This is a genomic window from Amycolatopsis sp. cmx-4-54 (genome assembly GCF_046548895.1).
Lineage (GTDB): Bacteria > Actinomycetota > Actinomycetes > Mycobacteriales > Pseudonocardiaceae > Amycolatopsis.
Window position 1 is genome coordinate 66,122 of record NZ_JAEBEJ010000021.1, and the last position, 23,731, is coordinate 89,852.

Genomic DNA, 23,731 nt, shown 5'->3' on the forward strand with positions numbered 1-23,731 from the left:
GGAGTCTGAGTGGTGTCTCAGCGTTTCCGGGGAAGCGTTGTCGCCAAGACCCGAGCACACTGGGGTTCGGGAAAACAGGGAGAGACAGCATGGATCCGAAGAGGAAGGCCATCACCGCGGCGGTGGTGGGGACGGCTCTCGGCGTCGGCGGGCTCGTTGTCGTCGCGATGCCGGCCACCGCGGGCGACGCGCCCGTCTTGCCGCAGATCAGCGCCGAAGAGCTGGTGCAGTCGACGCTCAACGCGAAGCCGTCGGCGTTCGACGGGAAGGTCAAGGTCAGCAACGACCTCGGCCTGCCGCAGGTCGGCGGCGCCCTGCCCGGTGTCTCGGCGCTCGACGTCGACTCGGCGCAGGTCTCGACCGACGGCGCGGGCAAGAGCAAGATCTCGCTCACCAAGGGATCCAGCCAGCAGACGATCGTCCGGAACGGCCCGACCGTCTGGGAGTACGACTCCAAGGACAACTCGGCCACCAAGGTGACCGTCCCGGCCGATCTGGCCAAGGAGCACCAGGAGAAGGCCGAAGCCGTCGACCCGGCCACGGTCGCCTCCGAACTGCTCGGCAAGGTGCGCGAGAGCAGCGCGATCACCGTCGACGGGACGGCCTCGGTGGCGAACCGGGCCGCGTACGAACTGGTGCTGACCCCGAAGCCGACCGAGCGGACCGTCCTGCGCGAGATCCGCGTCGCGATCGACGACCAGACCCGGATGCCGCTGCGTGTCACGGTGCTGGCCAACGGCACGTCCGCCCCGGCGTTCGAGGCTTCGTTCAGCGAGATCAACTTCGCGGCCCAGCCCGCCTCGAACTTCGAGTTCACCCCGCCCAAGGGCGCGAAGGTGACCGAGAAGGCCGCCGAGGTCGAGCCGAAGGACCGTGAGCTGGCCGAGCGGGCGAAGTCCGAGATCAAGGTCGTCGGCGACGGCTGGGACACCGCGATCACCGGCAAGATCCCGGCCGACGCGCTGGCGAAGGCCGGCGAGGCCAAGGACGAGCAGGGCCGCCAGGTCGACCCGAAGGCGCTGCTTTCGCGGTTCGCCAAGCCGGTCAGCGGTGCCTGGGGCAGCGGCTGGCTGGTGACCACCAAGGTCGGCAGCGGCGTACTGACCGACGACGGCCGCTACGCCGCCGGCGCGGTGCCGGAGCAGGTCCTCTTCGAGGCCTTGGCCGCGAAGTGACCACCACGTTCGAAGCCGGAGCGGACACCTCCCTGGAGGCGTCCGCTCCGGCGGTACCCATGGCGGCCCGCACCAGGGGCCTGCGCAAGGTCTACGGCCGCACGGTGGCCGTGGACCAAGTCGATCTCGACGTTCCCGAAGGCGCCGTGCTGGGGATGCTCGGCCCCAACGGTTCGGGCAAGACGACGACCATCCGGATGCTGCTCGGTCTCGTGCGGCCGACCGAGGGCGAGGTCGAACTCTTCGGCAAGCGGATGCCCGACGAGGCGGCGCACGCGTTGCCCGACGTCGGCGCGCTGGTCGAGGGGCCCGGTTTCCACCCTTTCCTCTCCGGCCGGGAGAACCTGCTGCGCGTGGCCGCGGCCGAACCGCGGCTGGCCGCGGCGGGAATCCCCGGAGCGGTCGACGCGGCACTTGAGCGCGTCGGCCTGACCGGCGCCGCGACGCGGCGCTACAAGGGCTATTCGCTGGGGATGAAGCAGCGGATGGGCTTGGCGAGCGCGCTGCTCGTGCCGAGGCGGATGGTCGTGCTCGACGAGCCGACGAACGGCCTCGACCCGGCGGGCACCAGGGAGATCCGCCGGATCATCGGCGAACTGCACGCCGACGGCGTCACCGTGCTGGTGTCGTCGCATCTGCTGGCGGAGGTCGAGGCGACCTGCACGCACGTCGCGGTGCTCCAGTCCGGGAACGTGATCGCCCAGGGTGAGCTCTCGGAGCTGCTGGAGTCGGGGAACGCGGCGCTGCTGGTGCGGACGCCGGACGCCGAACTCGCGGTGGAGACGTTGCGGGAGAACAGGATCGGCAGCAGGCTCACACCGGACGGGGTCCGCGTCGACCTGACCGCCGCCGAAGCCCCCGACGTGCTGCGTCATCTGGTGACGGCCGGGGTGGCCGTGCACGAGGCGGCGCGGGCGCGGACCGGGCTCGAAGACCTGTTCGCCCGGCTGACCCAGCCGGAGTCCACTGTAGACGGTGAGGGGGAGTCGTGACCCACGCTCTGGCCGCGGCACCCGCGGCACGGACCGGGCAGGACAGTGTCGGGCTGCTCCGGTTGTACCGCGCCGAACTGCGCTGGATCTTCCGGCGGCCCCGCACGCTCGCCGTACTGGGCCTGCTCGCGTTGATCCCGGTGGTCATCGGGGTCGCGCTGACGTTCGTCGACACCGCGGAAACGAGCGGCGGACAGGACGGTGCGCTGCTCGCCTCCGCGGTCAGCAACGGCTTCATCCTGCCGGTCGCGGCCCTGACCATGACGCTGGGGCTGCTGCTCCCGCTCGCTTCGGCGATGGCCGGCGCGGACGCGATCGCCGGCGAGGCGGCCCACGGGACGCTGCGCGGCTGGCTGATCGCCCCGGTCGGCCGCGGCAGGCTGCTCGCGATCAAGGCGTTCGGCGTCGCGACGGTTTCGACGATCGCCGTACTGGCCATGACGTTCACCGGTTTCGTCACCGGCCTGATCATCAGCGGCGCCGACTCGATGTTCACCCTCACCGGCTCGACGCTGAGTGTCTGGGACGCCCTGGGCCGCATCCTGCTCGTGGCCGCGTGGGTGGTCCTGCAGCTGTGGGCGGTCGGCGCGGTCGCGCTGGCGATCTCGGCGTTCACCGAACATCCGATGCTGGTCGTCGCCTCGGTGCTGGCCGGGACGATCGTGTTCACCATCCTCGGCTTCCTGGACGCGGTCTCGTGGCTGCATCCGTTCCTGCTCAACGAGAACTGGTCGCAGGCGCCCGCCTCGGTACTGATGGACCCGGTGGACACCGCGATGCTCGGCGAAGGCGCGCTTCGCGCCGCTTGCTACATCGCCATCGGGCTCTCGATCGCCTACGCGCGCCTCACCACGCGGGACGGCTGACCTCGCAAGTCCGTGAAGGCCTCCTTGAGGGACTCTGGGTCCCTGAAGGAGGCCTTCACGGCGTCGAGGCGCGGTAAGGTCGTGGCCATGTTCGAGGTGGGGGCCGTCCGATGGACCGGCGCGGGCTGCCTGGTGGGGCCGCTGCTCCTGCTCGGGCTCGTCGTTGGCGTCGTGTTCCAGGAAGTCTTCGACGGGCGGCAGGTGATCACCGACATCGCCTGGGTGGCGGGTTTCGTGCTCAGCGCGATCCTGATCCGGGTGATCGGCCGCAGGCTGAACCGGTACGGCACCGCGCACACCCTCTATGACTCGCCGATGGAGGGTTACGCGTGGCTCGCGATCGCCTGCGCCGCCCTGACCCTCGGCCTGGTCCTGCTCATCCGGTTCGTCGCCGTCTGACCTCCCGCGCCCAGAGGACTAAACGCGGAGTCGGGCGATGCCGTCCGGGTCCAGAGCGAGCCGCACGATGTCACCGGGGCGCAGGTCGGCGGTCACCGGCGCGACGGCGTCCACAGTGGACAGATTCCCGCCGGGGGCGACCACGAGCCGCACGTGTTCCCGCCGGTGCACCACGGCGACGACCTCGCCCTCGACACCCTCCGGGGCGACCCGCAGACCGTGCGGCCTCAGGCCCAACCGCACCGCGCCGTCCTCGACGTCGGGCAGCGTGACCTCGCCGAGCGCGGTCCGCACCGTCCCGCCCGACGCCTCGCCGTCGACGAAGGTGGTCACGCCGAGGAAGCGCGCCACGTCCTCGTCCACCGGCTGCCGCCAGACGCGGCGCACCGCGCCCTCCTGCCGGATCTCGCCGTCGTCGAGCACGGCGACCCGGTCGGCGAGCGTGAACGCCTCCTCCTGATCGTGCGTGACCAGCAACGCGGTGATCTTGCTGCGCCGCAACAGGGCCGCGAGGTCGATCGCCAACTGTTCCCGCAACCCGGCGTCCAAACCGGACAGTGGTTCGTCGAGCAGCAGCAACCGCGGTTCCGGCGCCAGCGCGCGGGCCAGCGCCACCCGCTGCGCCTGCCCGCCGGACAGCTCGGTCACCCTCCGCCGCTCGTAACCGGCCAGCCCGACCAGATCGAGCAGCGCGCGGACGCGGTCCGCGTGCTCGGCGCGCGGGACGTCGTGCATCCGCAGCCCGAACGCGATGTTGGCGGCGACGTCCTTGTGCGGGAACAGCTGCCCGTCCTGGAACACCAGCCCGAAGCCCCGCCGGTGCACCGGGACACCGGAGAGGTCCTCGCCGTCCCACCGCACGGTGCCCGACGTCAGCGGCTCCAGGCCGGTGATCGCCCGCAGCAGCGTCGACTTCCCCGAACCGGACGGTCCGAGCAGCGCCAGCACCTCCCCGTCGGCGATGTCCAGCGCGGCGTCCTTCACCGCCGGAAGAGATCCATAGTGGACGGTCAGGTCCCGTACCGACAGTGACACTAGAACTCCCCTACCGAATTCTGCCCGCGGACCGCGCCGAACCGGTCGATCAGCACCACCGCCACCACGGTCACGATCATGAGCAGCGCGCAGGCCGCGTAGGCCATCTGGTTGTTCAGCTCCCCCGGCCGCGAGATCAGCGTCGCCACGGCGACCGGCAACGTCGGCGCGTCCGGCCTGGCCAGGAAGCTCGTCGCGCCGAACTCGCCGAGCGCGACCACGTACCCGAACCCGGCCGCCGCGACCAGCGAACGCGCCGTCAGCGGGAGATCGATCTCCCGCCACACCCTGCCGGGGCTCGCGCCGAGCGTCGACGCGGCCTGCCGCAGCCGGACGTCGACCGACCGCAGGACCGGCAGCACCATCCGCACGATCAGCGGGATGATCACCAAAGCCTGCGCGAGCGGCACCAGCAGCGGCGACGTCCGCAAATCGCCGGGGAGCGCGTCGAGCGTGACGAGATAGCCGAAACCGACGGTCACCGCGGACACGCCCAGCGGCAGCATGAGCGCGGCGTCCATCGTCTCGCCCATCCCCCTGGCCAGCCTGCCCGGTGTGCGGCGCAACGCCACCAACACGACAGAGGCCAGTACTCCGACGATCATCGCGAGCATCGTCGCGTCGAACGCTGTCCGCAGCGACATCGACGCCGCGTCCCAGCCGGAGACCTGAAGGGCACCACGGGAGCCGTACCCGGCGAGCGCTTCGTACCCGGCGAGGCTGAAACCGTCCGAATCAGACCCAGTGGACACGGACTCGACCAGCAACGCCACGATCGGCGTCATCAGGAGTGCGATCACCGCGAGCCCGGCGGACACCGCCCACCACTCGCCGCCCCTCGGACGCCGCGCGGTCTCGCTCCGCGAACGCAGCCGCACCGCGTTCTCCCGGCGACGCCTCGCCAGCGCGCCGACGACCAGCGCGGCGACGACGGCGGCGAACTGCACCAGCGACAACGCGGCCGCGCCGGAGAGGTCGAGCAGTTCGACCGTGCGCAGGTAGATCTCGGTCTCCAGGGTGCGGTACTTCGCCCCGCCGAGGATGAGCACGACACCGAAACTGGTGGCGCAGAACAGGAACACCACCGCGGCCGAGGACGCGACAGCCGGGGCGAGCGCGGGCAGCGTCACCGAGCGGAAGGCACGCCACGGCGACGCGCCGAGTGCCCTCGCCGCGTCCACGGTGCGCGGGTCGAGATGGCTCCACAGCCCGGAAACCGTGCGCGCGACGACGGCGACGTTGAAGAAGGCGTTCGCCAGCACCAAGGGCAGCAGGCCGCCGTCGGGCCACAGCGCGCGGAAGGCCAGGCCGACCACGACGGTCGGCAGCACGAACGGCACCAGCACGAGCGTCCGGACCAGCGAAACCCCCGGCAGCCGCACCCGCGCGAGGAGGAACGCGACCGGCAGGCCCGCCAGCACCGCCACGATCGTCGAGACCCCGGCACTGGCGACGGTGAATCCGGCGAGTTTCCAGGTCAGCGGGTCACCGATGGCCGTGCCGACCCCGCCGGAGCCGAATCCGCGCGCCACGATCGCCGCGACCGGCCAGGCGAAGAACACCACGAGGAAACCGAGCGGCAGCACGGCGAGTGCGGCCAGCCCGGCTCCGCGGAACGTCGGCCCGGTGGTACTCAGCCGCGGTCCAGGGCGCGGCATCGGCTGGTCACCCACCTGGCCGTTTCAGCGGCCCGCCCCCGCGAATCCGAGGACTCCGCCCGATCTGCCGGCTTCGGTTCACGAGGCACGCCTTAACCTTCCACAAGCGTGCGCCACTGGGCGATCCACTGCTCGCGCCCGGCCTGGATCTTGGCCGGTTCGAGCGTCTTCGGCTGCTGCGGCAGCGGCGCGGCCTGTGCCCAGCCCTGCGGGAGCTCGACGCCCTGACGGGCCGGGTACACGTACATGTTGCTCGCCACCGTCACCTGGAACTGCTGGGACAGCAGGAAGTCCACCACCTTGCGGGCCTTCTCGACCTGCTTGCCGCCCTTCAGCACCCCCGCGTACTCGACCTGGCGGTAACAGGTGTCCAGCAGTGCCTTCGTGCGCGGCTTGCCGTCGTCACCGATCTCGGCGGCGGGCGAAGAGGCGTACGAGACGACGATCGGGCGCGGGCCCTTGCCCGAAGAACCGGAGAATTCCTTGGAGTAGGCCTCTTCCCAGCCGCTGACCGTCTTGAGCCCGTTGGCCTTCAGCTGCGTCCAATACCCCTGCCAGCCCTGCTCGCCGAACTGGGCGACGGTGCCGAGCAGGAACGCCAGGCCGGGCGACGACGTCGCGGGGCTCTCGGCGACCATCAGGTCCTTGTACTTGGCGTCGGCCAGGTCCGCGAACGACTTCGGCTCCGGGATCCCCTTGTTCGCGAAGTACCGGGTGTCGATGTTGACGCAGACGTCGCCGAGGTCGACCGCGGAGAGCCGGTGCTCGGGGTCGACGGAGTACCGCTGCGGACCGCGATCGGCCTCCGGGCTGGTGTACTGCTCGAAAACGCCCTCGGTGAGCGCGCGCGAGGCGAACGTCGAGTCGATGCCGTACGCGACGTCCCCGATCGGGTTCGCCTTGGTCAGCACCAGTTTGTTGGTCAGCGCGCCCGCGTCCCCCTGCTTGAGCACGGAGATCTTGATCCCGGACTGCCGCTCGAACGCGTCGAGGACGTCCTGGGGGGCGAGCCACGAGTCGTGTGTCACGAGCGTGACCGTCGCCGGCGCCTGCGGGTCGTTCCCCGTGTTCCCGGAGAGCGAGCAGCCCGCGACGAGGGCGGCCACCGTGCCAGCCGCAACGACCGTGCGGAGGGCGCGTTTCATCTAGCCTCCTGCGTTCTTCAAGGGGGGACCCGTGGCAAACGTGCAGCGTAGCCGACGGCGTACCACCATGGAGTCATGGCGGAAATCTTGAACGACCAGCAGGCCGACGAAGCCGTGACCAAGCTCTCCGGGTGGACCCGTGACGGCGTGGCGATCGAGCGGACGGCGAAGCTGCCGAGCTTCCCCGCCGCGATCGCGGCGGTGGATAAGGTGGCCGAACTGGCGGAGGCGGCCGACCACCATCCCGACATCGACATCCGCTGGCGGACGGTGACGTTCCGGCTCAGCACGCACTCCGCCGGTGGGCTGACGAAGAAGGACTTCGCGCTTGCGTCGCAGATCGACGAGGTACTCGGCGGCATGTGACGTCCGCGACGCTCGCGCCACGACTCCGTTTCTCGGACGTCCACCCAGTACGACCAACGAGAAGAGGACGAGTGATGACGCAGGCGATCGTGGTGGGGTTCTCCGCATTCGGCGCGATGGTGGCCGCCGCTGCCGGAGTGCTCTGGTACACGGCGCGCGATCGGCATCACCAGCACGATCAGTGATGTTGATCACAGCGGCGTCCGGAAGGTAACGCGGAGCCTGATCAACGCGCTGTTCCCGGCGGACCTGTCGCTTCTCTCCCCCGGGGGAACCGCCGTGAACAACGCCTCCATCACCGCCGCCCAGCGCGCCTGGGTGACCATGTTCGCCACCGCCATCACGCTGCTGACGATCGTCGTGCTCGGCCTGCTCGGCTAACCCGAATAGGCTTCGCGGGCGGCGACCAGTTCCGGAAGGTGCTTCGCCGCCCACTCACGGCATGCCTCCATCGGCTCGAACAACGTCCGGCCGAGCGAGGTGAGCTCGTACTCCACCCGCGGCGGCGTCTCGTCGTACGCCGTCCGCGTGATCATGCCGTCGCGCTCAAGAGCCCTCAGGGTCTCCGTGAGGACCTTCGGCGTGACTCCCCTCAAGGGCACCCGCAGTTCGGAGAACCGGCGCGGCCCTTCTTCCAGGCACAGCACGACCAGGCCCGCCCATTTGTCGCCGATCCGGAACGGGGTCAGGTTCGACGGGCAGCCGGGCGCGAACATGTCAGGACTCAGCGGCTTCACCCGTCCGAAGTTACCCGTGCGCCCCCCTCCGCCGTCGTTCGTCGGCCAGCAACCTGCGAGTGACCTCGGCCAGCCGATTCGCCGCCGCGGGTTCGAAACCGGGGCCGCTCACCGCGATCCGCCGTCCTTCCACGAACGCGCTGAGCGGCTCGGCTGGTGGGTCGTCGATCCGCGCGATGATCGGCACGATGCCTTCCTCGACGGGTTTCCCGTATCTCTTCAACGCTTCGACATGGGCAGCGGTCGCCGCGTCGTAGTCCCCGGAGAAGCTCGTCGAGACACCGCCGGGGTTGAGCAGCACGGACGAGATCCCGCTCGCGGCGTGTTCGGCGGCGAAAGCGACGCCGAGCAGGTCGTTGGCGCGCCCTGCCTGCATTTGCGCGACGACGCCGTCGTAGCCCCGCGTCAGCGAAAGGTCATGCCAGCGGATCTCGGGCTTGGTCACCCCCGGACCGGACACGTTGACGACGACGGGCCGTTCGGCCCGGCTCAAGGCGGCGGCGAGTCCGTGGCTGAGCAGATAACGACTGAGGTACTCCAACGCGAAGGTGGCTTCGATGCCTTCGGCCGTCACCGCCCTGGTCGAACGGAAGTGGCGGGCGCACAGCACCAGCGCGTCCACGACCGGGAACGTCGTGGTGATCCGCTCGACGACCTCAAGGTTGCGCGCGATGAGGCCGAGGTCCGCCTGGAGGAAAGTCGCGCGGCCGGCTTCGCCGAACACCGCGCCTTTCGCCGCGTCCCGGCCGAGCACGACGACGTTGTCGCCTCGGCCGAGGTACTCCATCGCGAGGGCCTTGCCCATCCCGTCGGTGCCGCCGGAGATCACGATCGTCTTCACCGGTCACCCCCGCCCGGCAGGCGCGCGGCGGCGGCGAGCAGGACGACCATGGTGCCCGCGACGAACCAGTACACGGCGTGCAGACCCTCGACCGGGCCGGTCGCGGTGGCGAGGATCAACGCGACCACGGCGACACCGATCGAACCGCCGAGCTGGTTGAGCATGTAGAGCACCGAGCTTCCCTGCGGCACCAGCGGTCCCGGCAGCGTGCGGAACACCGCCCCCATCGCGGGCGGGCCGACGAAACCGAGCCCGGTGCCGAGGGCCAGCCCGGCGAGTACGACCGCCGCGTCACCGGTCCCCGCGTCGAACGTGGTGAAGAGGACGGCACTCAAGGCGGCCAAGAGACCGCCTGCCAGCGCCAGGTTGCGTGAACCGACCCGGTCACTGACGCGTCCCGCCAGCGGGGCGGCGACCGCGGCCCCGACGCCCAGCGGCGCGACGAGCAGCCCGGCCGCGAGCGCCCCGTGTCCGCCGGCCTGCTGGAAGTACAGCGGGAGCACGATCAGGCTCGCGAACATCGCCAGCCCGGTCAGCGCCATGACGGTCACACTCGCGGCGAACCCGCGACGGGCGAACAGCCGGACGTCGACCAGGGGCGCCTCACCGCGCAGTGCGTGAGCCACGTAACCGGCCAGCAAGAGAACGCCGGCCACCAGCGGGACGAGCACCGGCGAAGAAAGCAGATCCGCTCCGTTCGCGGCCTGGGACAGCACCAGGAGCAGGCCCGCGAAACCCGGCCCGAGCAGTGCGACACCGAGGATGTCGAGCCGGGCCCGCCGCTCGGCAGGAGGATCCGCGGGCATGACGCGCACCGCGAGCAGCACCGCCAGCGCGCCGAGGGGCACGCAGAGCAGGAACATCCACCGCCAGCCGAGACCCTGCAGCACCACGCCGCCGAGTACCGGGCCGAGCACGGGACCGAGCGAGAGCACGGCGGCCATCAGCCCCATCACGCGGCCCGCGCGCCGCGGCCCGGCGGCGCGGGCGAGCAGAGTGAGCACGAGCGGATCGAGGATGCCGGCGCCGATCCCCTGCAGAACGCGGAAGGCGATCAGGCTTTCGATGTCCCACGCCAGCCCGCACCCGAGCGAACCGGCGAGGAAGACGCCGAGCCCGGCGAGCCACATCCGCTTGCCGCCGAAGGCCTCACCCGCCCAGCCGGTCACGGGGATGGTGACGGTGACCGCGAGCAGGAACCCGGTCGAAACCCAGCCCACGGTGCCCAGCGAGGCTTCGAAGTCCTCGGCGAGGTCGCGGATCCCGACGGCGACCATCGTGCTGTTCAGGATGCCCAGCGCCCCGCCGAGCAGGATCACGGCGATCAGCAGCCGCAGCGCGGAGCCCAGCCGATCGTCCCGGGTGATGGTCATGTTCTCCCTTTCGAATCAGACTCATCAGTCTGCTTTTTCAGACCGATGAGTTCAAGACTAGCAGGTCTGTTCGACCAGACTGATGAGTCTGGTTATCCGGCCGTCCCGGTACGCTGTGGGCATGAGCGGAACTGGTACGGCCCGAGGCCGGATCGACAAGCGGCAAGCGATCCTCGACGCGGCTTTCACCGTTTTCGCGCGAGAGGGATACGCGCAGGCGGGCGTGGACGTGATCGCGGCCGAAGCGGGCGTCGCCAAAGCCACCGTGTACAGCCATTACGGCGACAAGGAGAACCTGTTTCGCGAGACGGTCTCCGCGTCGGCGGATCAGGCGCTGGCCGACAACCTGGCCGTGGTCGAGCGGCTCACCGGCGCGGGCGACGATCTCCGGGGCACCCTGGAAACGATCGGCTCGAAACTGCTCGAGTGCTACTGCGCCGACCGCTCATGGGCCCTGCGACGGCTGCTCGCGGCGGAGGCGGGCCAGTTCCCCGACCTGCTCGACGTCATCCACACGCGTGCGGCGGACCGCGTGGCCGAAGCACTGGCCGACCGGCTCGCCCGCCTGACCGTCTCCGGGCACCTTCGAACCGCGGACCCGCTCTTGGCCGCGGACCAGTTCTTCGCGCTGCTGTCCGGTCCGGCCGACAAGCGGGCGAGACTCGGCACCCGCCACACTTCTGACGCCGAACTTCGCGCCATCGCCGACGCCGCCGTCGACACCTTCCTGAAGGCCTTCGGCGCCAAGGGCTGAGGGAACGTCACGGAAAGGAAAAAGGGGACGATCGGAGGTTGCTCTCCGAGCCGCGTGACTCTTAGCTACTCGAACGAGTTCTTCGAGAAGTGAGGGGTGTTCCATGGCAGGTCTGCGCAGACGTGAGGTGCTCGCGGGCGCGGTGGCACTGGCGGGCGCGGCGACGATCGGGCTGAACCCCGGCACCGCCGCCGCGGCCACGCAGCAACGTCCGGGCGCGCAGTTCCCGCCGTCGCTGGACTTCGGCGACTACCCCGTGATCGCGCGGGTGCGGTCGCGACGGGCGCTGGAGCACCTGCGGGTGCTCAGCGACAAGATCGGCCCCCGGATCGCCGGCACCGAAGGCGAACTGCGAGCCAAGGACTACATCGCGAAGGTGCTTCGGGACCTGCGCTACCAGGTCACGCTGCAGCCGTTCCCGATCGCCGACAAGTTCCTGGGCACCCTGTCGATCGGGCGCGACAGCTGGCAGACCGGCTCGTCGCCGCAGGGCGCGCAGGACATCACGCGCGAGGCCGTCGTCGTCGACGCCGGTGACGGCAGCACGCTGCCCGACGATCTGACCGGCAAGATCGTGCTGATCGCCGCCGTGACCAACAAGGCCGACGCGTACCTGACGGCCGCGCAGCGCGGAGCGGACGCCGTGCTGCTCGGCCGGATCGGCGCCGACCCGGCACGCAAACTGTCGGCGTTCTCCCCGACGCTGGCCACCCCGGTCACCATCCCGGTGCTCGGCCTGGCCCAGGTGCAGGTGGAGCGCCTGCGCGAACGGCTCGCCAAGGGTTCGGTCACGGTGAAGGCGACGGCCACCCACCACAAGAACCTGACGTCGTACAACGTCATCGCCGAGCGGCCCGCCACGTTCCCCGGCAAGGACGACGGCGTGGTCATGGTGACCGCGCACTACGACAGCGTCCCCGGCTCCCCCGGCGCCAACGACGACGGCAGCGGCACCGTGCTCTGCCTGGAACTGGCACGCGTCCTGCGGTACCTGCCGACGAACAAGACGCTGCGGTTCGCGCTGTGGGGCTCGGAGGAATACGGGCTGATCGGTTCGCGGCACTACGTTAAGAACCTGTCCGACCCGGAAGCGAAGCGGATCGCCGGCTGCTTCCAGAACGACATGGTCGCCACCAGCTGGGACCCGGCGATCACCTACTGGCTGCTTTCGGTCGACGGTGCCGACAACGCCACGACCGCGGCCGTCAACGCCGCCGCCAAACGGCTCGGTTACGACCCGCGGGTCAAGGGCCCGGTGGCGCGCGGTTCGAGCGACCACGTGCCGTTCTTCGAACGCGGGATCGCTTCGGGCAACTTCAGCTGGCGCGGCGAAACCGGCCCGGCGCTGCTGGAGCCGACCTACCACACGCCGGAAGACACCATCAAGGACAACGTTTCCCTTGAGCGGCTTCAGGTTTCGCTGGAGCTGATCGGTTCGGCGGCGTACAGCCTGCTGCGGAGGTAGTGCGGGTTCGTGCCGGGTGTCCCCGATGAGCATCGGGGACACCCGGCACGAGCGCCCTGACAACCTTCCCTCAGCGTGTGGGCGCCCTCGCAGCTACGGCGTCTCGCTGCGCGGTGAAGTGACTTCTGGGCGAGTCCACTCCGCAAGGCGCTGGGCCGCTTCCCCATAGACAACGGCCCCGGTCGCGGCCGCGATCACCAGCTCGTACGCGTCGTCCTCCGGCGCTTCCAGGTCGACACCGTTGAGACCGTAGAAAACGAACACCGCCATCCAGCCCAGCCGCTTGTTGCCGTCGATGAGCGGGTGGTTGCGGACGATCGATTCCAGCAGGACCGCCGCTTTTTCAGGCAGGCTCGGATAAGCGTCCTGCCCCATCAGCGACGACCGTGGCCGATGCGCGGCCGCGTCGAGCAAACCCAGGTCCCGAACCCGGGAAACTCCCAGATCTGCCGCGAGAGTGAGCAGGTCGTCCAGGGTCAGGTACTCGATCTTCACTGCGCCAGGCGATCGAGCAACGACGCGTAGCGCGCCCGCCCGTCGCGCGACAGGGCATGCACTCGATCGTCACGGACGGACCGGGCCGCGGCGTCGGTGATCGCCCGCACGATCGCTTCGTGCTTGCTCACCCCGTTGGCCTCGGCGAGCAAAGCCAGAGCGCGCTCCTGCTCCTCGTTCAGCCTCAACGTCATCGCCATGGGCCCATGATACCACTTCGGTATCATGATCAAGTTCGATCAGACGTTGAAGCGGAACTCCACCACGTCGCCGTCCGACATGACGTAGTCCTTGCCCTCCATGCGCACCTTGCCCGCGGACCGGGCGGCGGCCATGGAGCCGTGCTCCATCAGATCGGCGAAGGACACGACCTCGGCCTTGATGAAGCCGCGCTCGAAGTCGGTGTGGATGACGCCCGCGGCCTGCGGCGCGGTCGCGCCCTGCGGGATCGTCCAGGCGCGCGACTCCTTGGGCCCCGCGGTCAGGTACGTCTGCAGGCCGAGGGTGTGGAAGCCGGCGCGCGCGAGCGAGTAGAGGCCCGGCTCGTGCTGGCCGACGGATTCGAGCAGCTCGCGCACGGACTCCTCGTCGTCCAGTTCGAGCAGTTCGGCTTCGACCTTGGCGTCGAGGAACACCGCGTCGGCCGGGGCGACCAGTTTGGCCAGCTCCTCGCGGCGCGAGTCGTCGGTGAGGATGCCTTCGTCGGCGTTGAAGACGTAGAGGAACGGCTTCGTGGTGAGCAGGCTCAGCTCGCGCAGGGCCTCGAAGTCGACCTCCTTCTGCGCCTGGAAGAGGGTGCGCCCGGCGTCGAGGATCTCCTTCGCCTTCTGGGCGTTGTCGAGCGCGGGCTTGTTCTCCTTCTTCGTCCGCGCTTCCTTCTCCAGCCGCGGCAGCGCCTTCTCCAGGGTCTGCAGGTCGGCGAGGATCAGCTCGGTGTTGATCGTCTCGATGTCGCTGCCCGGGTCGACCCGGTCGTCGACGTGGATCACGTCCGGGTCGTCGAAGACGCGGACGACCTGGCAGATCGCGTTGGCCTCGCGGATGTTCGCGAGGAACTTGTTGCCGAGGCCGGCACCCTCGGAGGCACCCTTCACGATGCCCGCGATGTCCACAAAGGACACGACGGCGGGCACGATCCGCTCGGAGGCGAAGACCTCGGCGAGCCGGTCCAGCCGCGGGTCCGGCAGCGGCACGACACCGACGTTGGGCTCGATCGTGGCGAACGGGTAGTTCGCCGCGAGCACGTCGTTGCGGGTCAGCGCGTTGAACAGGGTGGACTTGCCGACGTTGGGCAGGCCGACGATGCCGAGGGTGAGACTCACGGGCCAGAAGTCTACGTGCCGCCCGCCGCCCCATCCGCCGAGGCCTTGATCGCCGTGTCGGATTTCCGCCAGCCGACCCCCCGACCTGGTGGCACGATCGATGTCATGACCGAGCAGACCCTGGCCGAACGGGCCGTGTGGCGCGACACCGAACGGTGTTACCGCGCCGTCGCCGCCCGTGACTCCCGGTTCGACGGCCAGTTCATCATGGCCGTCGCCACCACCGGGATCTACTGCCGCCCGTCGTGCCCGGCGTCGACGCCGAAGCAGCAGAACGTCCGCTTCTACCCGACGTCGGCGGCCGCGCAGGCCAACGGCTTCCGCGCCTGCCGCCGTTGCCTGCCCGACGCCGTCCCCGGCTCGCCCGACTGGGACATCCGGGCCGACCTCGCCGCACGGGCGATGCGGCTGATCTCGGACGGGACCGTCGAACGCGACGGTGTCCCGGGGCTCGCGCGGCGGCTCGGCTATTCCGAGCGGCAACTCGGCCGCGTCCTCACCTCGGAGCTCGGTGCCGGACCGCTGGCGCTGGCGAGGGCCCATCGGGCGCACTCGGCGCGGCTGCTGATCGAGATGTCCGGGCTCCCGCTGACCGACGTCGCGTTCGCCGCGGGCTTCTCCAGCGTCCGCCAGTTCAACGAAACGATCCGGGAGGTCTTCGCGACGACGCCTTCGCAGCTTCGCGCGGCGAGCCTGCGTCGCCGTAAGGCCGAGGAGTTGCCGACCGGGACCCGGTTGAGCCTGCGGTTGCCGTTCCGCAAGCCGTTCGACGCGAACGGGGTGCTGAACTTCCTGGCCGGCCAAGCCGTCCCCGGCGTCGAGCACGTGACGCGCGACGATTCCGGAGTGACCGGCTACGGGCGCACGCTGCGGCTCGCGCACGGCCCCGGTGTCGTGTGGCTGACGGCGAAGGACGACCACGTCCGCTGCGACCTGCGGCTCACCGACCTGCGCGACCTCAGCAGCGCGGTGGCCAGGGTGCGGCGGCTGCTCGACCTCGACGCCGACCCCGAGGCGGTCGCGCGGGTGCTCGGGGCAGACCCGGCCCTCGCGCCGCTGGTCGAGGCGATCCCCGGCATCCGGGTGCCCGGCGCCGTCGACGGTGACGAGCTCGTGCTGCGCGCGCTGCTGTCGCCCGCCGAGACGGCCGCGGTCGCCGACGCACTCGGCGAACGCCTGCCCAGCTGCGACGAGTCGCTGGACGGACTGACCACGCTGTTCCCGACGGCGGCCCAGGTCGCCGAACACGGACCGGAACGCGTGGCCGGGGTGGCCCGCGCGCTGGCGGACGGGGTGGCGGTCCACGTCGGCCGCGATCCCGGGGAGCTGCGGGCGGAACTGCTGGACGTCCCGGGGATCGACCCCGGTACCGCGGACTACGTCCTGATGCGCGTGCTGGGCACGCCGGACGTCCTGCTGACCGGTGATCCGGCACTGCGCCGGGGAGCGGCCGCGCTGGGCATCACGGACGACGAAACGACGCTGGCCGAACGCGGACGGGCCTGGCAGCCCTGGTCCTCGTACGCCGGCATGTACCTGTGGCGCGCCGAAAAGGGAGAATGATGAGCATCGCGTATTGGTCCACAATGGACACCAGAATCGGCCCGTTCACCGCCGTGGTGGCGGGCGACGGGGCCGTGCTCGCCTCGGGCTGGACCGGTGACGTCGGCGAATTGACGCCGTTGATCTCGCCTTCGCTGGCCCCCGGCGAAGTGAAGCAGCGACGGGACCTGGGTCCGGTGAGCACCGCGATCCGCCGCTACCACGACGGCGACCTGGACGTGGTCGCCGATGTCGAGGTGCGGCAGCGGTCCGGTGCTTTCCGGGAGCACGCTTGGGAAATCCTGCGGAAGGTGCCCGCGGGCGAGCCGGTCAGCTACGCGGAGTACGCGGCGCTGGCGGGGAATCCGACGGCGGTGCGGGCGGCCGCGTCGGCCTGCGCGAAGAACGCCGCGGCGTTGTTCGTGCCGTGCCACCGCGTGGTGCGGACCGGCGGCGGCGTGGGGAACTTCCGGTGGGGCGTCCCGGCGAAGCAGTGGCTGCTGACGCACGAAGCCGCCTGATCTCGTCCCCCACCGGACGCCATGAAAGGTCCTTTCCTTGCAAATTTTGCAAGGAAAGAGCCTTTCCTAGCGCGCGGGCAGGGTCAGGCGGCGTGGATCTCCACCGAGGAGCCCGTACGCGACTTCCGGATCCGCAGCCGCGTCGGGATCCGCTGCCGCAGCTCCTCCACGTGCGACACCAGCCCGACCACACGACCGCCGGCGCGAAGCTCGTCGAGGATGTTCATGACGATGTCGAGCGTCTCGGCGTCCAGCGTGCCGAAGCCCTCGTCGATGAACAGCGTGTCCAGCAGCGCTCCGCCGGTTTCGGCGGCGACGACGTCAGCGAGGCCCAGGGCCAGCGAGAGTGACGCTAGGAAGGACTCACCGCCCGAAAGCGTCTTCGCGGGCCGGATGGTGCCGGAGTAGTCGTCCAGCACGTCGAGGCCGAGCCCGCCGCGGGTGCCCCGCGCCCCGGCCGCGTCGGAATGCACGAAGGAGTAGCGGCCCTGGCTCATCGTCCGCAGGCGAGCCGTCGCCGCGACCGCGACCTCCTCCAGCCTCGCGGCTAGAACGTACGAGCGGAGCGACATCTTCCGCGCGTTCTGCCCGCGACCGTTGACCACCTCCGCCAGCGCCTTCAGTTCGAGATACCCCTCTTCGACCGGCGCCAGTTCCGTCATCGAGGCCGTCATCCGCTCGGCCAGCCCGGTCAGGTCCGTGTGCCGTGTCTTCGCCGTCCGCAGTGCCGCGAAGGCCTGCTCGGCCTCGGCTCGCGTGTCCTGCGCCGCGTCCGCCGACGCGCCGACGTCGATCTCGTCCTCCGGCGAGATGCCGAACAACTCGGGCTGCGCGAGTTCCTCGCGGGCGGCCCGCTCCATCACGTTCGCGTCGGCGAGGCTGGCTTCCAGTTTCGTGATCTGCTCGTCCGGCCGCGCCGCGGCGCGCATCTCGTCGAGGTCCGCGAAACCCTTGGCCTGCAACGCTTTCTTGACCAGTTTCGCTTGCTCGTCACGGCGCTCACGGGCGCCCGCGACGGCCAGCCGCGCTTCGGCCAGCGCGTCGAGGCGGGTCGCGACGCCGAGCAGATGACGCCGCCGGGCGGCGACGTCGGCGAACTCGCCGCGCGCGGCCTCCAACCGGCGCTCGCGCTCGGCCAGGCGCTCGGTCAGCCCGCGTACCTCGGTCGCGACCTCGACCGCGCGGCGTTCGGCCTCCCCGCGCTGGTCGGTCAGCTGCTCGATCTTCCGTTCCGATTCGAGGAGCCGCGTCTCGAGAGCAGGCTTCCGGCGAGCCGTCTCCGACAGCGTGGAGACCAGGTCGCGTGCTTCGGCGAGCCCGGCCCGCAGTGTCTCGGCGGTGTGCTCGCCCAATCGCTCGACCAGGACGGTCAGGCGGTTTTCAGTCTCCTGCAACGCGGCTTTCGTTTTCTCGCGCCGCGCGTGCGCCTGCTGTTCCGCGGCTTCGGCGCGGCGTTCGTCCTCGGGGTCGACCAAGCCACCGGTGTGCGTCGCCGGCGACGGGTGCTCCGCCGACCCGCAGACCGGGCAGTCCTCGCCCGCGTGGAGACCGGCGGCGAGTTCGGCCGCCATTCCTTCGAGACGCCGTTCGCGCAGATCCAGCCGGTGCTGACGGGCCTGCTGATGGCCGTCCACGGCCTCGCTGACCGCGGCACGCGCCCGCTCGACGGCCTGCCGTGTCTTGGGCACCTCTTCGGCGTCGCGAGCCAGCGCGGTCAGCTCGTCGACACGAGAGCGGGCGCCGTCGAGCTTCGCTTCGGCTTCGGCGGCAGCAGCCGCTTCGGCCCGCAAAGCCGCGACCTTCTCCGGCGCCGCGCCCAGCTCGGCGGCGAAGTCCTCGGCCTGTTTCTTCGCCTTCTCAGCGGTGGCGTTCAGCTGCTCGCGGCGGACGAGGTCCCGTTGCTGCTGCTCGCTTTCCGCCACGAGTTCGGCGAGCGCGCCCGCCTCTTCCCGCAACCCGCCGGCGCGGGCGCGAAGCTCAGCGGCCGAACTCTCCGCCGCGTCCGGCACTTCCTGAGCCCGGAGCGCCTCGGCTGCTTCGGCCTCCGCGAGCTGATCCAACCTGCGATCAAGGAGATCCGCCTCCGCGATGACGCCCGCCGCGCGATGAGCCGCCTCGACTTCTTCCGCCCACTCCGCGCGCTGGCCCGCCTGCTCGGCGATCACCGACAACCGCGTGTACGCCGTACGCACCCGGCGGATTCGTTCGGCGGTGGACCGGTTCTCCTGCCAGACCGCTTCGGCCTTCTTGGCCGCCGTGCGCGCCTTCGTGTCGCGTTCCTGTGCCTCGGTAACGCGCCGTGCCGACTCGGCGAGCACCTCCCCGACCCACTCGGCCTGCCCTTCCTCGGGCGCTTCCCGGCCCGCGACCTGAGCGAACCGCGCGACCCACTCCCGCAGCGTCTGCTGCCGCGCCTGCAACTCGCGGCCGCGTTCGGCACGCAGATTCGCGAACCAGTTCTCGACGTCGGAGAAGCGCTCGGTGCCGAACAGCCGCTCCAGCAACTCCTCCCGTTCGGCCGTGTTCGCACGCAGGAACCGCGCGAATTCGCCCTGCGGCAACAGGACCACCTGGAAGAACTGCTCGTGCGTCATGCCGATGAGCCGCTCGATCGTGCGCGCGACCTCGTCGATCCGCGTGATGCCCTCGGCCACGTGCCCGGCGGGGACCGTGCCGACCCAGCTCAGCACCGCCTTCGCCTGCTGGAGGGTCATCCCCTCGCCACGGCGCTTCGGGCGCTGGTACTCGGGGTTGCGCGCGATCCGCATCCGCTGGCCCTGCACGGTCAGTTCCAGGACGACCTCGGTGACCTGGTCGGGCTCGGCGAGGTCGCAACGCAGCCGTTTGACCTCGCCCCGCGCGCCCGGGACGGTGCCGAACAACGCGAACGCGATCGCGTCGAGCAGCGTTGTCTTCCCAGCGCCGGTGTCACCGTGCAGCAGGAACAGCCCGTCGGCGCCGAGCACGTCGAAGTCCACCACCTGGCGGCCCGCGTACGGACCGAAAGCGGCGACCTCCAACCGGTGCAACCTCATACTTCGCGCTCCCTGCCCGCCGCGCCCAGCGCCGCCAGCACCAGCCGCTCCTCGCGCTCCGACGGCGCGGATCCGCGGCAGTCCTCCAGGAAACTACGGGTGATCTCGACGTCGGACCGCCCGCGGACGGCTTCGGCGTACTTCAGCGCGACACCGTCGTGCCCGCCTTCCGGCTGCCAGTCCATGTGCACCGCGTACGGAAACCGCTCGCGCAGCTTGCGCATGGCGTCGATCGGGCGGACCCGGTCGGTGACGGTGAAGGAGAGGAAGTGTTCGGTGAGGCCGTCGTGCTCCGGATCCGAAAGGAGATCGGCCAGCTCGCCGCGCAGCATCGCGAGGTGGCGCGGCACCGGCAGCTCATGACGCCGGACCTCGGCGAGCCCGTCGGCGCCGAGCTCCACCAGCCAGACAGATTTCCGTTGGCGTGTCTCGGAAAACGAGTACGCCAGCGGACTGCCCGAATAGCGCAGGTGCTCGGCGAGGGTCTGCGGGCCGTGCAGATGGCCCAGCGCGACGTAGTCGACCCCGTCGAACACCGAACCCGGCACCTGCTCGACGCCGCCGACCGCGATGGTCCGCTCGGATTCGGTGGGTTCGCCGCCGGTGACGAAGGCGTGCGCGAGCACCACCGACCGCGTGCCGGACGGCCGTCCGGCGAGATCCGCCCGGACCCGCCGCATCGCCTCGGTGAGGACGCCGGTGTGGCCGCGGGCCTCGGGTACACCGAGGGCGTGCCGCGCGGGCTCCGGTTCGAGGTACGGGATCCCGTAGAGGGCGACCTCGCCGTGCTCGTCGGACATCAGCACCGGCTCGGCGAGCCCGTCGATCGTGGCGCGCAGGTGCAACCCGCCCGCCGCGGCGAACTCGGCGAACGCGCCCAGCCGCGGCGCGGAATCGTGGTTGCCGGGAGTCATCACCAGTTCCGCCCCGGCCTGGCGAATCCTGCCCAGCGCGGTCGTGGCCACGCGGACGGCCTCCGCCGAGGGCACCGCGCGGTCGTAGATGTCCCCGGACACGAGCACGACGTCGACCGACTCGGCGGCCACTAGGTCGGCGAGATGGCCGAGCACGGTTTCCTGCTCGGCGAGCAGATCGGCGCCGTGGAAGGTACGGCCGATATGCCAGTCGGACGTGTGCAGGAGCTTCACGCAGCCCAAGGTAGGGCCGCGCACCGGCCGGAGAGGGGAGGCGCGCCCTTGACGGCACCGCGCTTTCCGACACGCCGGGGACGGCGCAGGTCAGATACGGAGCACGACCGGGCTGTTCCGGTTTTGTCGGTGGGTTCCGCCATGATGTCCCCGACACGTGTCGTGCACCGGAAATGCGGTGCGTAAGGCGGTGGATCCAGGTTTCCGCTGGCGGTGTTGCCGGTTCGTCCTCGTACCGGGTCGTACTCGGGCGGACCGGCGACACCGCCAGCGGGAAGCTGGGCCGCCGGATTATGTGCCGCATTCCGGTGCACGACACCAGGATCCGGAGGGGAGGTACCGGTGGCGACGGTGATCACCACCGCGGCCGTCGTGCTCGCGACGCTGCTGCTCGCGGCCGTCGCGTTGCTGTGGCGGCTGTACAACGACGGCATGCGGCGGGCGGACGCGGCGGCGAAACAGGTCGTGGCCGAGCGGGCGAAGGCCGATCAGCAGCAGCTCGCGTTGCGCCGGTACGAGGTCGCGTTCGCCTCGATCAGCGGCCGCGGCGAGCTGGGCGAGCAGGTCCTCCTGGAGACCGCACGCGCGCTCGGGCTCCGCGAGGAGTTGCACTTCACGCTGCAAACGGACCTGGCGGGCGGCGGCGCCGCGAAACCGGACATGGTGCTGCGGGTCGGTGGCGGCCGGACCGTGCCGGTGGACGCGAAGGCGAGCATGGCCTGCTGGGCCGAGGCCGTCGAGACCGACGACCCCGACGAACGGCTGGACGCGTTGCGCGTCCACGTCCGGCAGCTCCGGTCGCGGGCGGCCGAGCTGGCGGGCAAGGGCTATCAGCGCTGGGCCGACGCGATCTACGGGACGATCATGTTCGTCCCGTCCGACGCGGCCGTGGTCGCCGCGCTGGACACCGACCCGGAACTGCTGCGCTGGATGCTGGACCGGCGGGTCTTCCTCTGCGGGCCGACGGGGTTCGCCGTACTGGCGTCCGCCGCGCTGTTCGCCGCCACCGAACGGGCGCTGGTCGAGGACGTCGAGCAGGTCCGAGCGGGCGCCGCGGCCGCGCACCGGGCCGCGGGCAACGCGGTCGACGCGCTGAACCTGTCGAGCACCCACCTGCAGCGCTTCATCTCGGCCCGGCGGCGGGAGCTGGAGGCGCTCGAGAGCTTCCGGAGCACGGTCTCGCCGCTGACCGACGCCGCGGGCAGCCCCGCGCCGGTCCCGCTGATCAGGAAGGCGGACGAACTCCCGGCCTCGTAAGTGCTGTGACGACCCAAAACCCACTCACGCCCCCCACGCCCAGCTGCGGCTTCGCGTGCCGACAGACCGGACGGCACGGCGCGGCCGGGGTTTCCGCCGCGAGTCGTCCATCCAGTCACATGTGTTGTCCGTCCAGTCACACGTGTCGTCCATCCAGTCACCTGTGTCGTCCATCCAGTCACGCGAAACCACCCGCGCACCGGCAACAGAACCTCGGACACGGTCGGCCCTGCGGACCCGAACACTCACGACCCCACGCCGAGCAGTGGCGCGCACACCTGATGGCCGACCGCCTGACCGCCCCAGCACACCATCAGCTCCGTTGACGGCGCGTGAAGAACCCCTCCCCCAGGACGTGAAGGCCCCCTTCATGTACCTAGGCGCAAGGAAGGGGGCCTTCACGTACTTCCGGGAGGGCACGCGCGGCGGGTATCGCAGACGCCGGCCGTCCCACCTGCGATTACCGGAATCGGAGGCTCCATTTCACCTGGCCTGACAACCTTGTCGTGTCCTCACGCGTAGTACTTCCGGTAAACACCCGGACAGTCCGTCCGGGTGGTCCGGAATGACCACTACCAGGCGATAGACACACCGCCTGTTGGCGGTATGCCCGCAGCTTGGATATACGGTGGGACCTGTGACCGCGATTCGCGATCGCCAGAGCGATCCTGATGCCGACGACGTCCCCGTTGCCTGGGACGAGCGTCCGCTCGTCGGCGCCAGGCGAGGGCTGCCCTGGTGGGCGGCCGTGCTGGTGGGCTTCGGGCTCGCCATCCTTGGCGCCTTCGTCGACATGATGATGCAGAAGGACCTGGGCCTGCTGTTCAAGGCCTGCTATGCGCTCGGCGCGGTGGCCGCCGTGGTGGCCGTCCAGCGCCGCGGGCTGTTCGGCCCGATGGTGCAGCCGCCCCTGGTCCTCGCCGTGACCGTCCCGGGGGTCATCCTCCTGACCTCGGACGGCAGCAAGGGCACGGACCTGCTCTCGAGAGCCTTCGACGTCGGCACGCCGCTGATCAACGGCTTCCCGACGATGGCCATCACCACCGGCCTCACCTTGGCGATCGGCTTCTTCCGGATCTACCGCGAGCGCGATCCCGACGCCCCGGTGAAGGTGAAGCCGGGTACCAAACCGGAACGTCGCGACGAGGGCAAGCCCGCCGCCCGGCCCGCCGCGGCCGCCGCGCCGGGCCGTGGCCGTCCCGCGTCCCGGACCGGTCAGACCCCGCCCCCGCCTTCCCGCCGCGGTGCCCCGCGAGAGGGCGCGCCGCGTGACGGTGCGCCGCCCCGCCGCCGCCCGGTCGACGACGAGCGGCGTCCCCGCCGCGACGCCGAACCAGGCGCCCGCAAACCGCCTCCCCCGGGACGTCAGCCCCGGCGGCCACGTCCGCCGGAAGACGGCGAATCGCGCCGTCGCGACCCTCGTGACGAAAGCGCCCCCGGTGCCCCGCGCCGCCGTCCGCCGGGCGCGGGCGATCCGCGCCGTGGTGGGCAGCCGCCGCGCCGCCGCCCGTGGGACGACGAGCGGTGAAGCAAGGGACCTTTGCTACCACTTGAGCCGCTGACCAGCGCTTGAGCCCGATCAAAAGAAGGGCCGCCCGAGGAACT

The 23,731-nt window shown here is 70.7% G+C and carries 22 protein-coding genes; 11 read left to right on the forward strand and 11 right to left on the reverse strand.

Going from position 1 to position 23,731, the window contains the following annotated elements; genetic code table 11:
- The first annotated feature begins 89 nt into the window (after positions 1–89).
- From ACLJQ7_RS41130 to ACLJQ7_RS41145, 4 genes are all read left to right on the forward strand, one after another.
- On the forward strand, positions 90–1,175 hold the full coding sequence (locus ACLJQ7_RS41130) for a LolA family protein (RefSeq protein ID WP_410653602.1): 1,086 nt from the start codon (positions 90–92) through the stop codon (positions 1,173–1,175).
- Positions 1,172–2,167, forward strand: a complete 996-nt coding sequence (locus ACLJQ7_RS41135; protein ID WP_410653603.1) for an ABC transporter ATP-binding protein — start codon at positions 1,172–1,174, stop codon at positions 2,165–2,167. The genes ACLJQ7_RS41130 and ACLJQ7_RS41135 overlap by 4 nt, the downstream gene beginning before the upstream one ends.
- A complete protein-coding gene (locus tag ACLJQ7_RS41140; protein WP_410653604.1) occupies positions 2,164–3,033 on the forward strand; it encodes an ABC transporter permease in 870 nt (289 codons plus the stop codon). Before ACLJQ7_RS41135 ends, ACLJQ7_RS41140 begins: the two co-directional genes overlap by 4 nt.
- Positions 3,034–3,120: 87 nt before the next feature.
- The gene (locus ACLJQ7_RS41145; protein ID WP_410653605.1) at positions 3,121–3,432 is read left to right on the forward strand and encodes a hypothetical protein; all 312 of its coding nucleotides are present in this window, start codon (positions 3,121–3,123) and stop codon (positions 3,430–3,432) included.
- 18 nt (positions 3,433–3,450) lie between these two features.
- Here ACLJQ7_RS41145 and ACLJQ7_RS41150 read toward each other — a convergent pair whose 3' ends face one another.
- The 3 genes from ACLJQ7_RS41150 to ACLJQ7_RS41160 form a co-directional block, all read right to left on the reverse strand.
- On the reverse strand, positions 3,451–4,467 hold the full coding sequence (locus ACLJQ7_RS41150; protein WP_410653606.1) for an ABC transporter ATP-binding protein: 1,017 nt from the start codon (positions 4,465–4,467) through the stop codon (positions 3,451–3,453).
- Positions 4,467–6,125, reverse strand: a complete 1,659-nt coding sequence (locus ACLJQ7_RS41155; RefSeq protein WP_410653607.1) for an ABC transporter permease — start codon at positions 6,123–6,125, stop codon at positions 4,467–4,469. Before ACLJQ7_RS41155 ends, ACLJQ7_RS41150 begins: the two co-directional genes overlap by 1 nt.
- A gap of 92 nt (positions 6,126–6,217) precedes the next feature.
- The gene (locus tag ACLJQ7_RS41160) at positions 6,218–7,270 is read right to left on the reverse strand and encodes a thiamine ABC transporter substrate binding subunit (RefSeq protein ID WP_410653608.1); all 1,053 of its coding nucleotides are present in this window, start codon (positions 7,268–7,270) and stop codon (positions 6,218–6,220) included.
- Between the two features lie 75 nt (positions 7,271–7,345).
- On the opposite strand from ACLJQ7_RS41160, the gene ACLJQ7_RS41165 reads away from it, so the two are divergent.
- Complete coding sequence (locus ACLJQ7_RS41165) at positions 7,346–7,636, forward strand: 4a-hydroxytetrahydrobiopterin dehydratase (protein WP_410653609.1); 291 nt, start codon at positions 7,346–7,348, stop codon at positions 7,634–7,636.
- A 377-nt stretch (positions 7,637–8,013) separates the two neighbouring features.
- Here the strand turns inward: ACLJQ7_RS41165 and ACLJQ7_RS41170 are convergent, their stop codons facing one another.
- The 3 genes from ACLJQ7_RS41170 to ACLJQ7_RS41180 are packed head-to-tail and all read right to left on the reverse strand — an operon-like array spanning position 8,014 to position 10,587.
- The gene (locus ACLJQ7_RS41170; protein WP_063277672.1) at positions 8,014–8,352 is read right to left on the reverse strand and encodes a winged helix-turn-helix transcriptional regulator; all 339 of its coding nucleotides are present in this window, start codon (positions 8,350–8,352) and stop codon (positions 8,014–8,016) included.
- Positions 8,353–8,383: 31 nt separating this feature from the next.
- Positions 8,384–9,214 (reverse strand): SDR family NAD(P)-dependent oxidoreductase, encoded by an 831-nt coding sequence (locus ACLJQ7_RS41175; RefSeq protein WP_410653610.1) that lies wholly within the window; start codon positions 9,212–9,214, stop codon positions 8,384–8,386.
- Positions 9,211–10,587 carry a DHA2 family efflux MFS transporter permease subunit gene (locus tag ACLJQ7_RS41180; protein WP_410653611.1) on the reverse strand — a complete coding sequence of 459 codons (1,377 nt, stop codon included), beginning with the start codon at positions 10,585–10,587 and terminating at the stop codon, positions 9,211–9,213. Before ACLJQ7_RS41180 ends, ACLJQ7_RS41175 begins: the two co-directional genes overlap by 4 nt.
- A 121-nt stretch (positions 10,588–10,708) precedes the next feature.
- Between ACLJQ7_RS41180 and ACLJQ7_RS41185 the strand changes: the two genes are divergently transcribed.
- Positions 10,709–11,341: a TetR/AcrR family transcriptional regulator gene (locus ACLJQ7_RS41185; RefSeq protein WP_410653612.1), complete on the forward strand. Its 633-nt coding sequence runs from the start codon at positions 10,709–10,711 to the stop codon at positions 11,339–11,341.
- A gap of 103 nt (positions 11,342–11,444) precedes the next feature.
- Positions 11,445–12,806, forward strand: a complete 1,362-nt coding sequence (locus tag ACLJQ7_RS41190; protein WP_410653613.1) for a M20/M25/M40 family metallo-hydrolase — start codon at positions 11,445–11,447, stop codon at positions 12,804–12,806.
- A 93-nt stretch (positions 12,807–12,899) separates the two neighbouring features.
- Here ACLJQ7_RS41190 and ACLJQ7_RS41195 read toward each other — a convergent pair whose 3' ends face one another.
- The 3 genes from ACLJQ7_RS41195 to ychF are packed head-to-tail and all read right to left on the reverse strand — an operon-like array spanning position 12,900 to position 14,623.
- Positions 12,900–13,301, reverse strand: coding sequence for a type II toxin-antitoxin system death-on-curing family toxin (locus ACLJQ7_RS41195; RefSeq protein ID WP_410653614.1), 402 nt, complete (start codon positions 13,299–13,301; stop codon positions 12,900–12,902).
- A complete protein-coding gene (locus ACLJQ7_RS41200) occupies positions 13,298–13,501 on the reverse strand; it encodes a CopG family transcriptional regulator (RefSeq protein WP_410653615.1) in 204 nt (67 codons plus the stop codon). Before ACLJQ7_RS41200 ends, ACLJQ7_RS41195 begins: the two co-directional genes overlap by 4 nt.
- Positions 13,502–13,540: 39 nt before the next feature.
- A complete protein-coding gene (gene ychF, locus ACLJQ7_RS41205) occupies positions 13,541–14,623 on the reverse strand; it encodes a redox-regulated ATPase YchF (protein WP_410653616.1) in 1,083 nt (360 codons plus the stop codon).
- A gap of 105 nt (positions 14,624–14,728) precedes the next feature.
- Here ychF and ACLJQ7_RS41210 point away from each other — a divergent pair, with 105 nt between their 5' ends.
- Both ACLJQ7_RS41210 and ACLJQ7_RS41215 read left to right on the forward strand, forming a co-directional pair.
- Positions 14,729–16,186 carry a DNA-3-methyladenine glycosylase 2 family protein gene (locus ACLJQ7_RS41210; protein WP_410653617.1) on the forward strand — a complete coding sequence of 486 codons (1,458 nt, stop codon included), beginning with the start codon at positions 14,729–14,731 and terminating at the stop codon, positions 16,184–16,186.
- Complete coding sequence (locus ACLJQ7_RS41215; RefSeq protein WP_410653618.1) at positions 16,186–16,686, forward strand: methylated-DNA--[protein]-cysteine S-methyltransferase; 501 nt, start codon at positions 16,186–16,188, stop codon at positions 16,684–16,686. Before ACLJQ7_RS41210 ends, ACLJQ7_RS41215 begins: the two co-directional genes overlap by 1 nt.
- An 83-nt stretch (positions 16,687–16,769) precedes the next feature.
- Here the strand turns inward: ACLJQ7_RS41215 and ACLJQ7_RS41220 are convergent, their stop codons facing one another.
- Positions 16,770–19,721 (reverse strand): AAA family ATPase, encoded by a 2,952-nt coding sequence (locus ACLJQ7_RS41220; RefSeq protein ID WP_410653619.1) that lies wholly within the window; start codon positions 19,719–19,721, stop codon positions 16,770–16,772.
- Positions 19,718–20,869, reverse strand: coding sequence for an exonuclease SbcCD subunit D (locus ACLJQ7_RS41225; protein WP_410653620.1), 1,152 nt, complete (start codon positions 20,867–20,869; stop codon positions 19,718–19,720). Before ACLJQ7_RS41225 ends, ACLJQ7_RS41220 begins: the two co-directional genes overlap by 4 nt.
- A 342-nt stretch (positions 20,870–21,211) precedes the next feature.
- On the opposite strand from ACLJQ7_RS41225, the gene rmuC reads away from it, so the two are divergent.
- A complete protein-coding gene (gene rmuC / locus ACLJQ7_RS41230) occupies positions 21,212–22,126 on the forward strand; it encodes a DNA recombination protein RmuC (protein ID WP_410653621.1) in 915 nt (304 codons plus the stop codon).
- Positions 22,127–22,763: 637 nt separating this feature from the next.
- Entirely contained in the window at positions 22,764–23,654 is an 891-nt protein-coding gene (locus tag ACLJQ7_RS41235; protein ID WP_410653622.1) for a DUF6542 domain-containing protein, read from the forward strand.
- Positions 23,655–23,731: the final 77 nt, after the last annotated feature.

What these genes read in the sequence shown, in the direction of transcription:
- ACLJQ7_RS41190 (WP_410653613.1), top strand. Translation starts at nt 11,445, where the DNA reads ATGGCAGGTCTGCGCAGACGTGAGGTGCTCGCGGGCGCGGTGGCACTG.
- ACLJQ7_RS41160 (WP_410653608.1), bottom strand. Translation starts at nt 7,270, where the DNA reads ATGAAACGCGCCCTCCGCACGGTCGTTGCGGCTGGCACGGTGGCCGCC.
- ACLJQ7_RS41165 (WP_410653609.1), top strand. Translation starts at nt 7,346, where the DNA reads ATGGCGGAAATCTTGAACGACCAGCAGGCCGACGAAGCCGTGACCAAG.
- ACLJQ7_RS41185 (WP_410653612.1), top strand. Translation starts at nt 10,709, where the DNA reads ATGAGCGGAACTGGTACGGCCCGAGGCCGGATCGACAAGCGGCAAGCG.
- ACLJQ7_RS41215 (WP_410653618.1), top strand. Translation starts at nt 16,186, where the DNA reads ATGAGCATCGCGTATTGGTCCACAATGGACACCAGAATCGGCCCGTTC.
- ACLJQ7_RS41155 (WP_410653607.1), bottom strand. Translation starts at nt 6,125, where the DNA reads ATGCCGCGCCCTGGACCGCGGCTGAGTACCACCGGGCCGACGTTCCGC.
- ACLJQ7_RS41220 (WP_410653619.1), bottom strand. Translation starts at nt 19,721, where the DNA reads ATGAGGTTGCACCGGTTGGAGGTCGCCGCTTTCGGTCCGTACGCGGGC.
- ACLJQ7_RS41200 (WP_410653615.1), bottom strand. Translation starts at nt 13,501, where the DNA reads ATGGCGATGACGTTGAGGCTGAACGAGGAGCAGGAGCGCGCTCTGGCT.
- ACLJQ7_RS41130 (WP_410653602.1), top strand. Translation starts at nt 90, where the DNA reads ATGGATCCGAAGAGGAAGGCCATCACCGCGGCGGTGGTGGGGACGGCT.
- ACLJQ7_RS41180 (WP_410653611.1), bottom strand. Translation starts at nt 10,587, where the DNA reads ATGACCATCACCCGGGACGATCGGCTGGGCTCCGCGCTGCGGCTGCTG.
- ACLJQ7_RS41145 (WP_410653605.1), top strand. Translation starts at nt 3,121, where the DNA reads ATGTTCGAGGTGGGGGCCGTCCGATGGACCGGCGCGGGCTGCCTGGTG.
- ACLJQ7_RS41170 (WP_063277672.1), bottom strand. Translation starts at nt 8,352, where the DNA reads ATGTTCGCGCCCGGCTGCCCGTCGAACCTGACCCCGTTCCGGATCGGC.
- ACLJQ7_RS41210 (WP_410653617.1), top strand. Translation starts at nt 14,729, where the DNA reads ATGACCGAGCAGACCCTGGCCGAACGGGCCGTGTGGCGCGACACCGAA.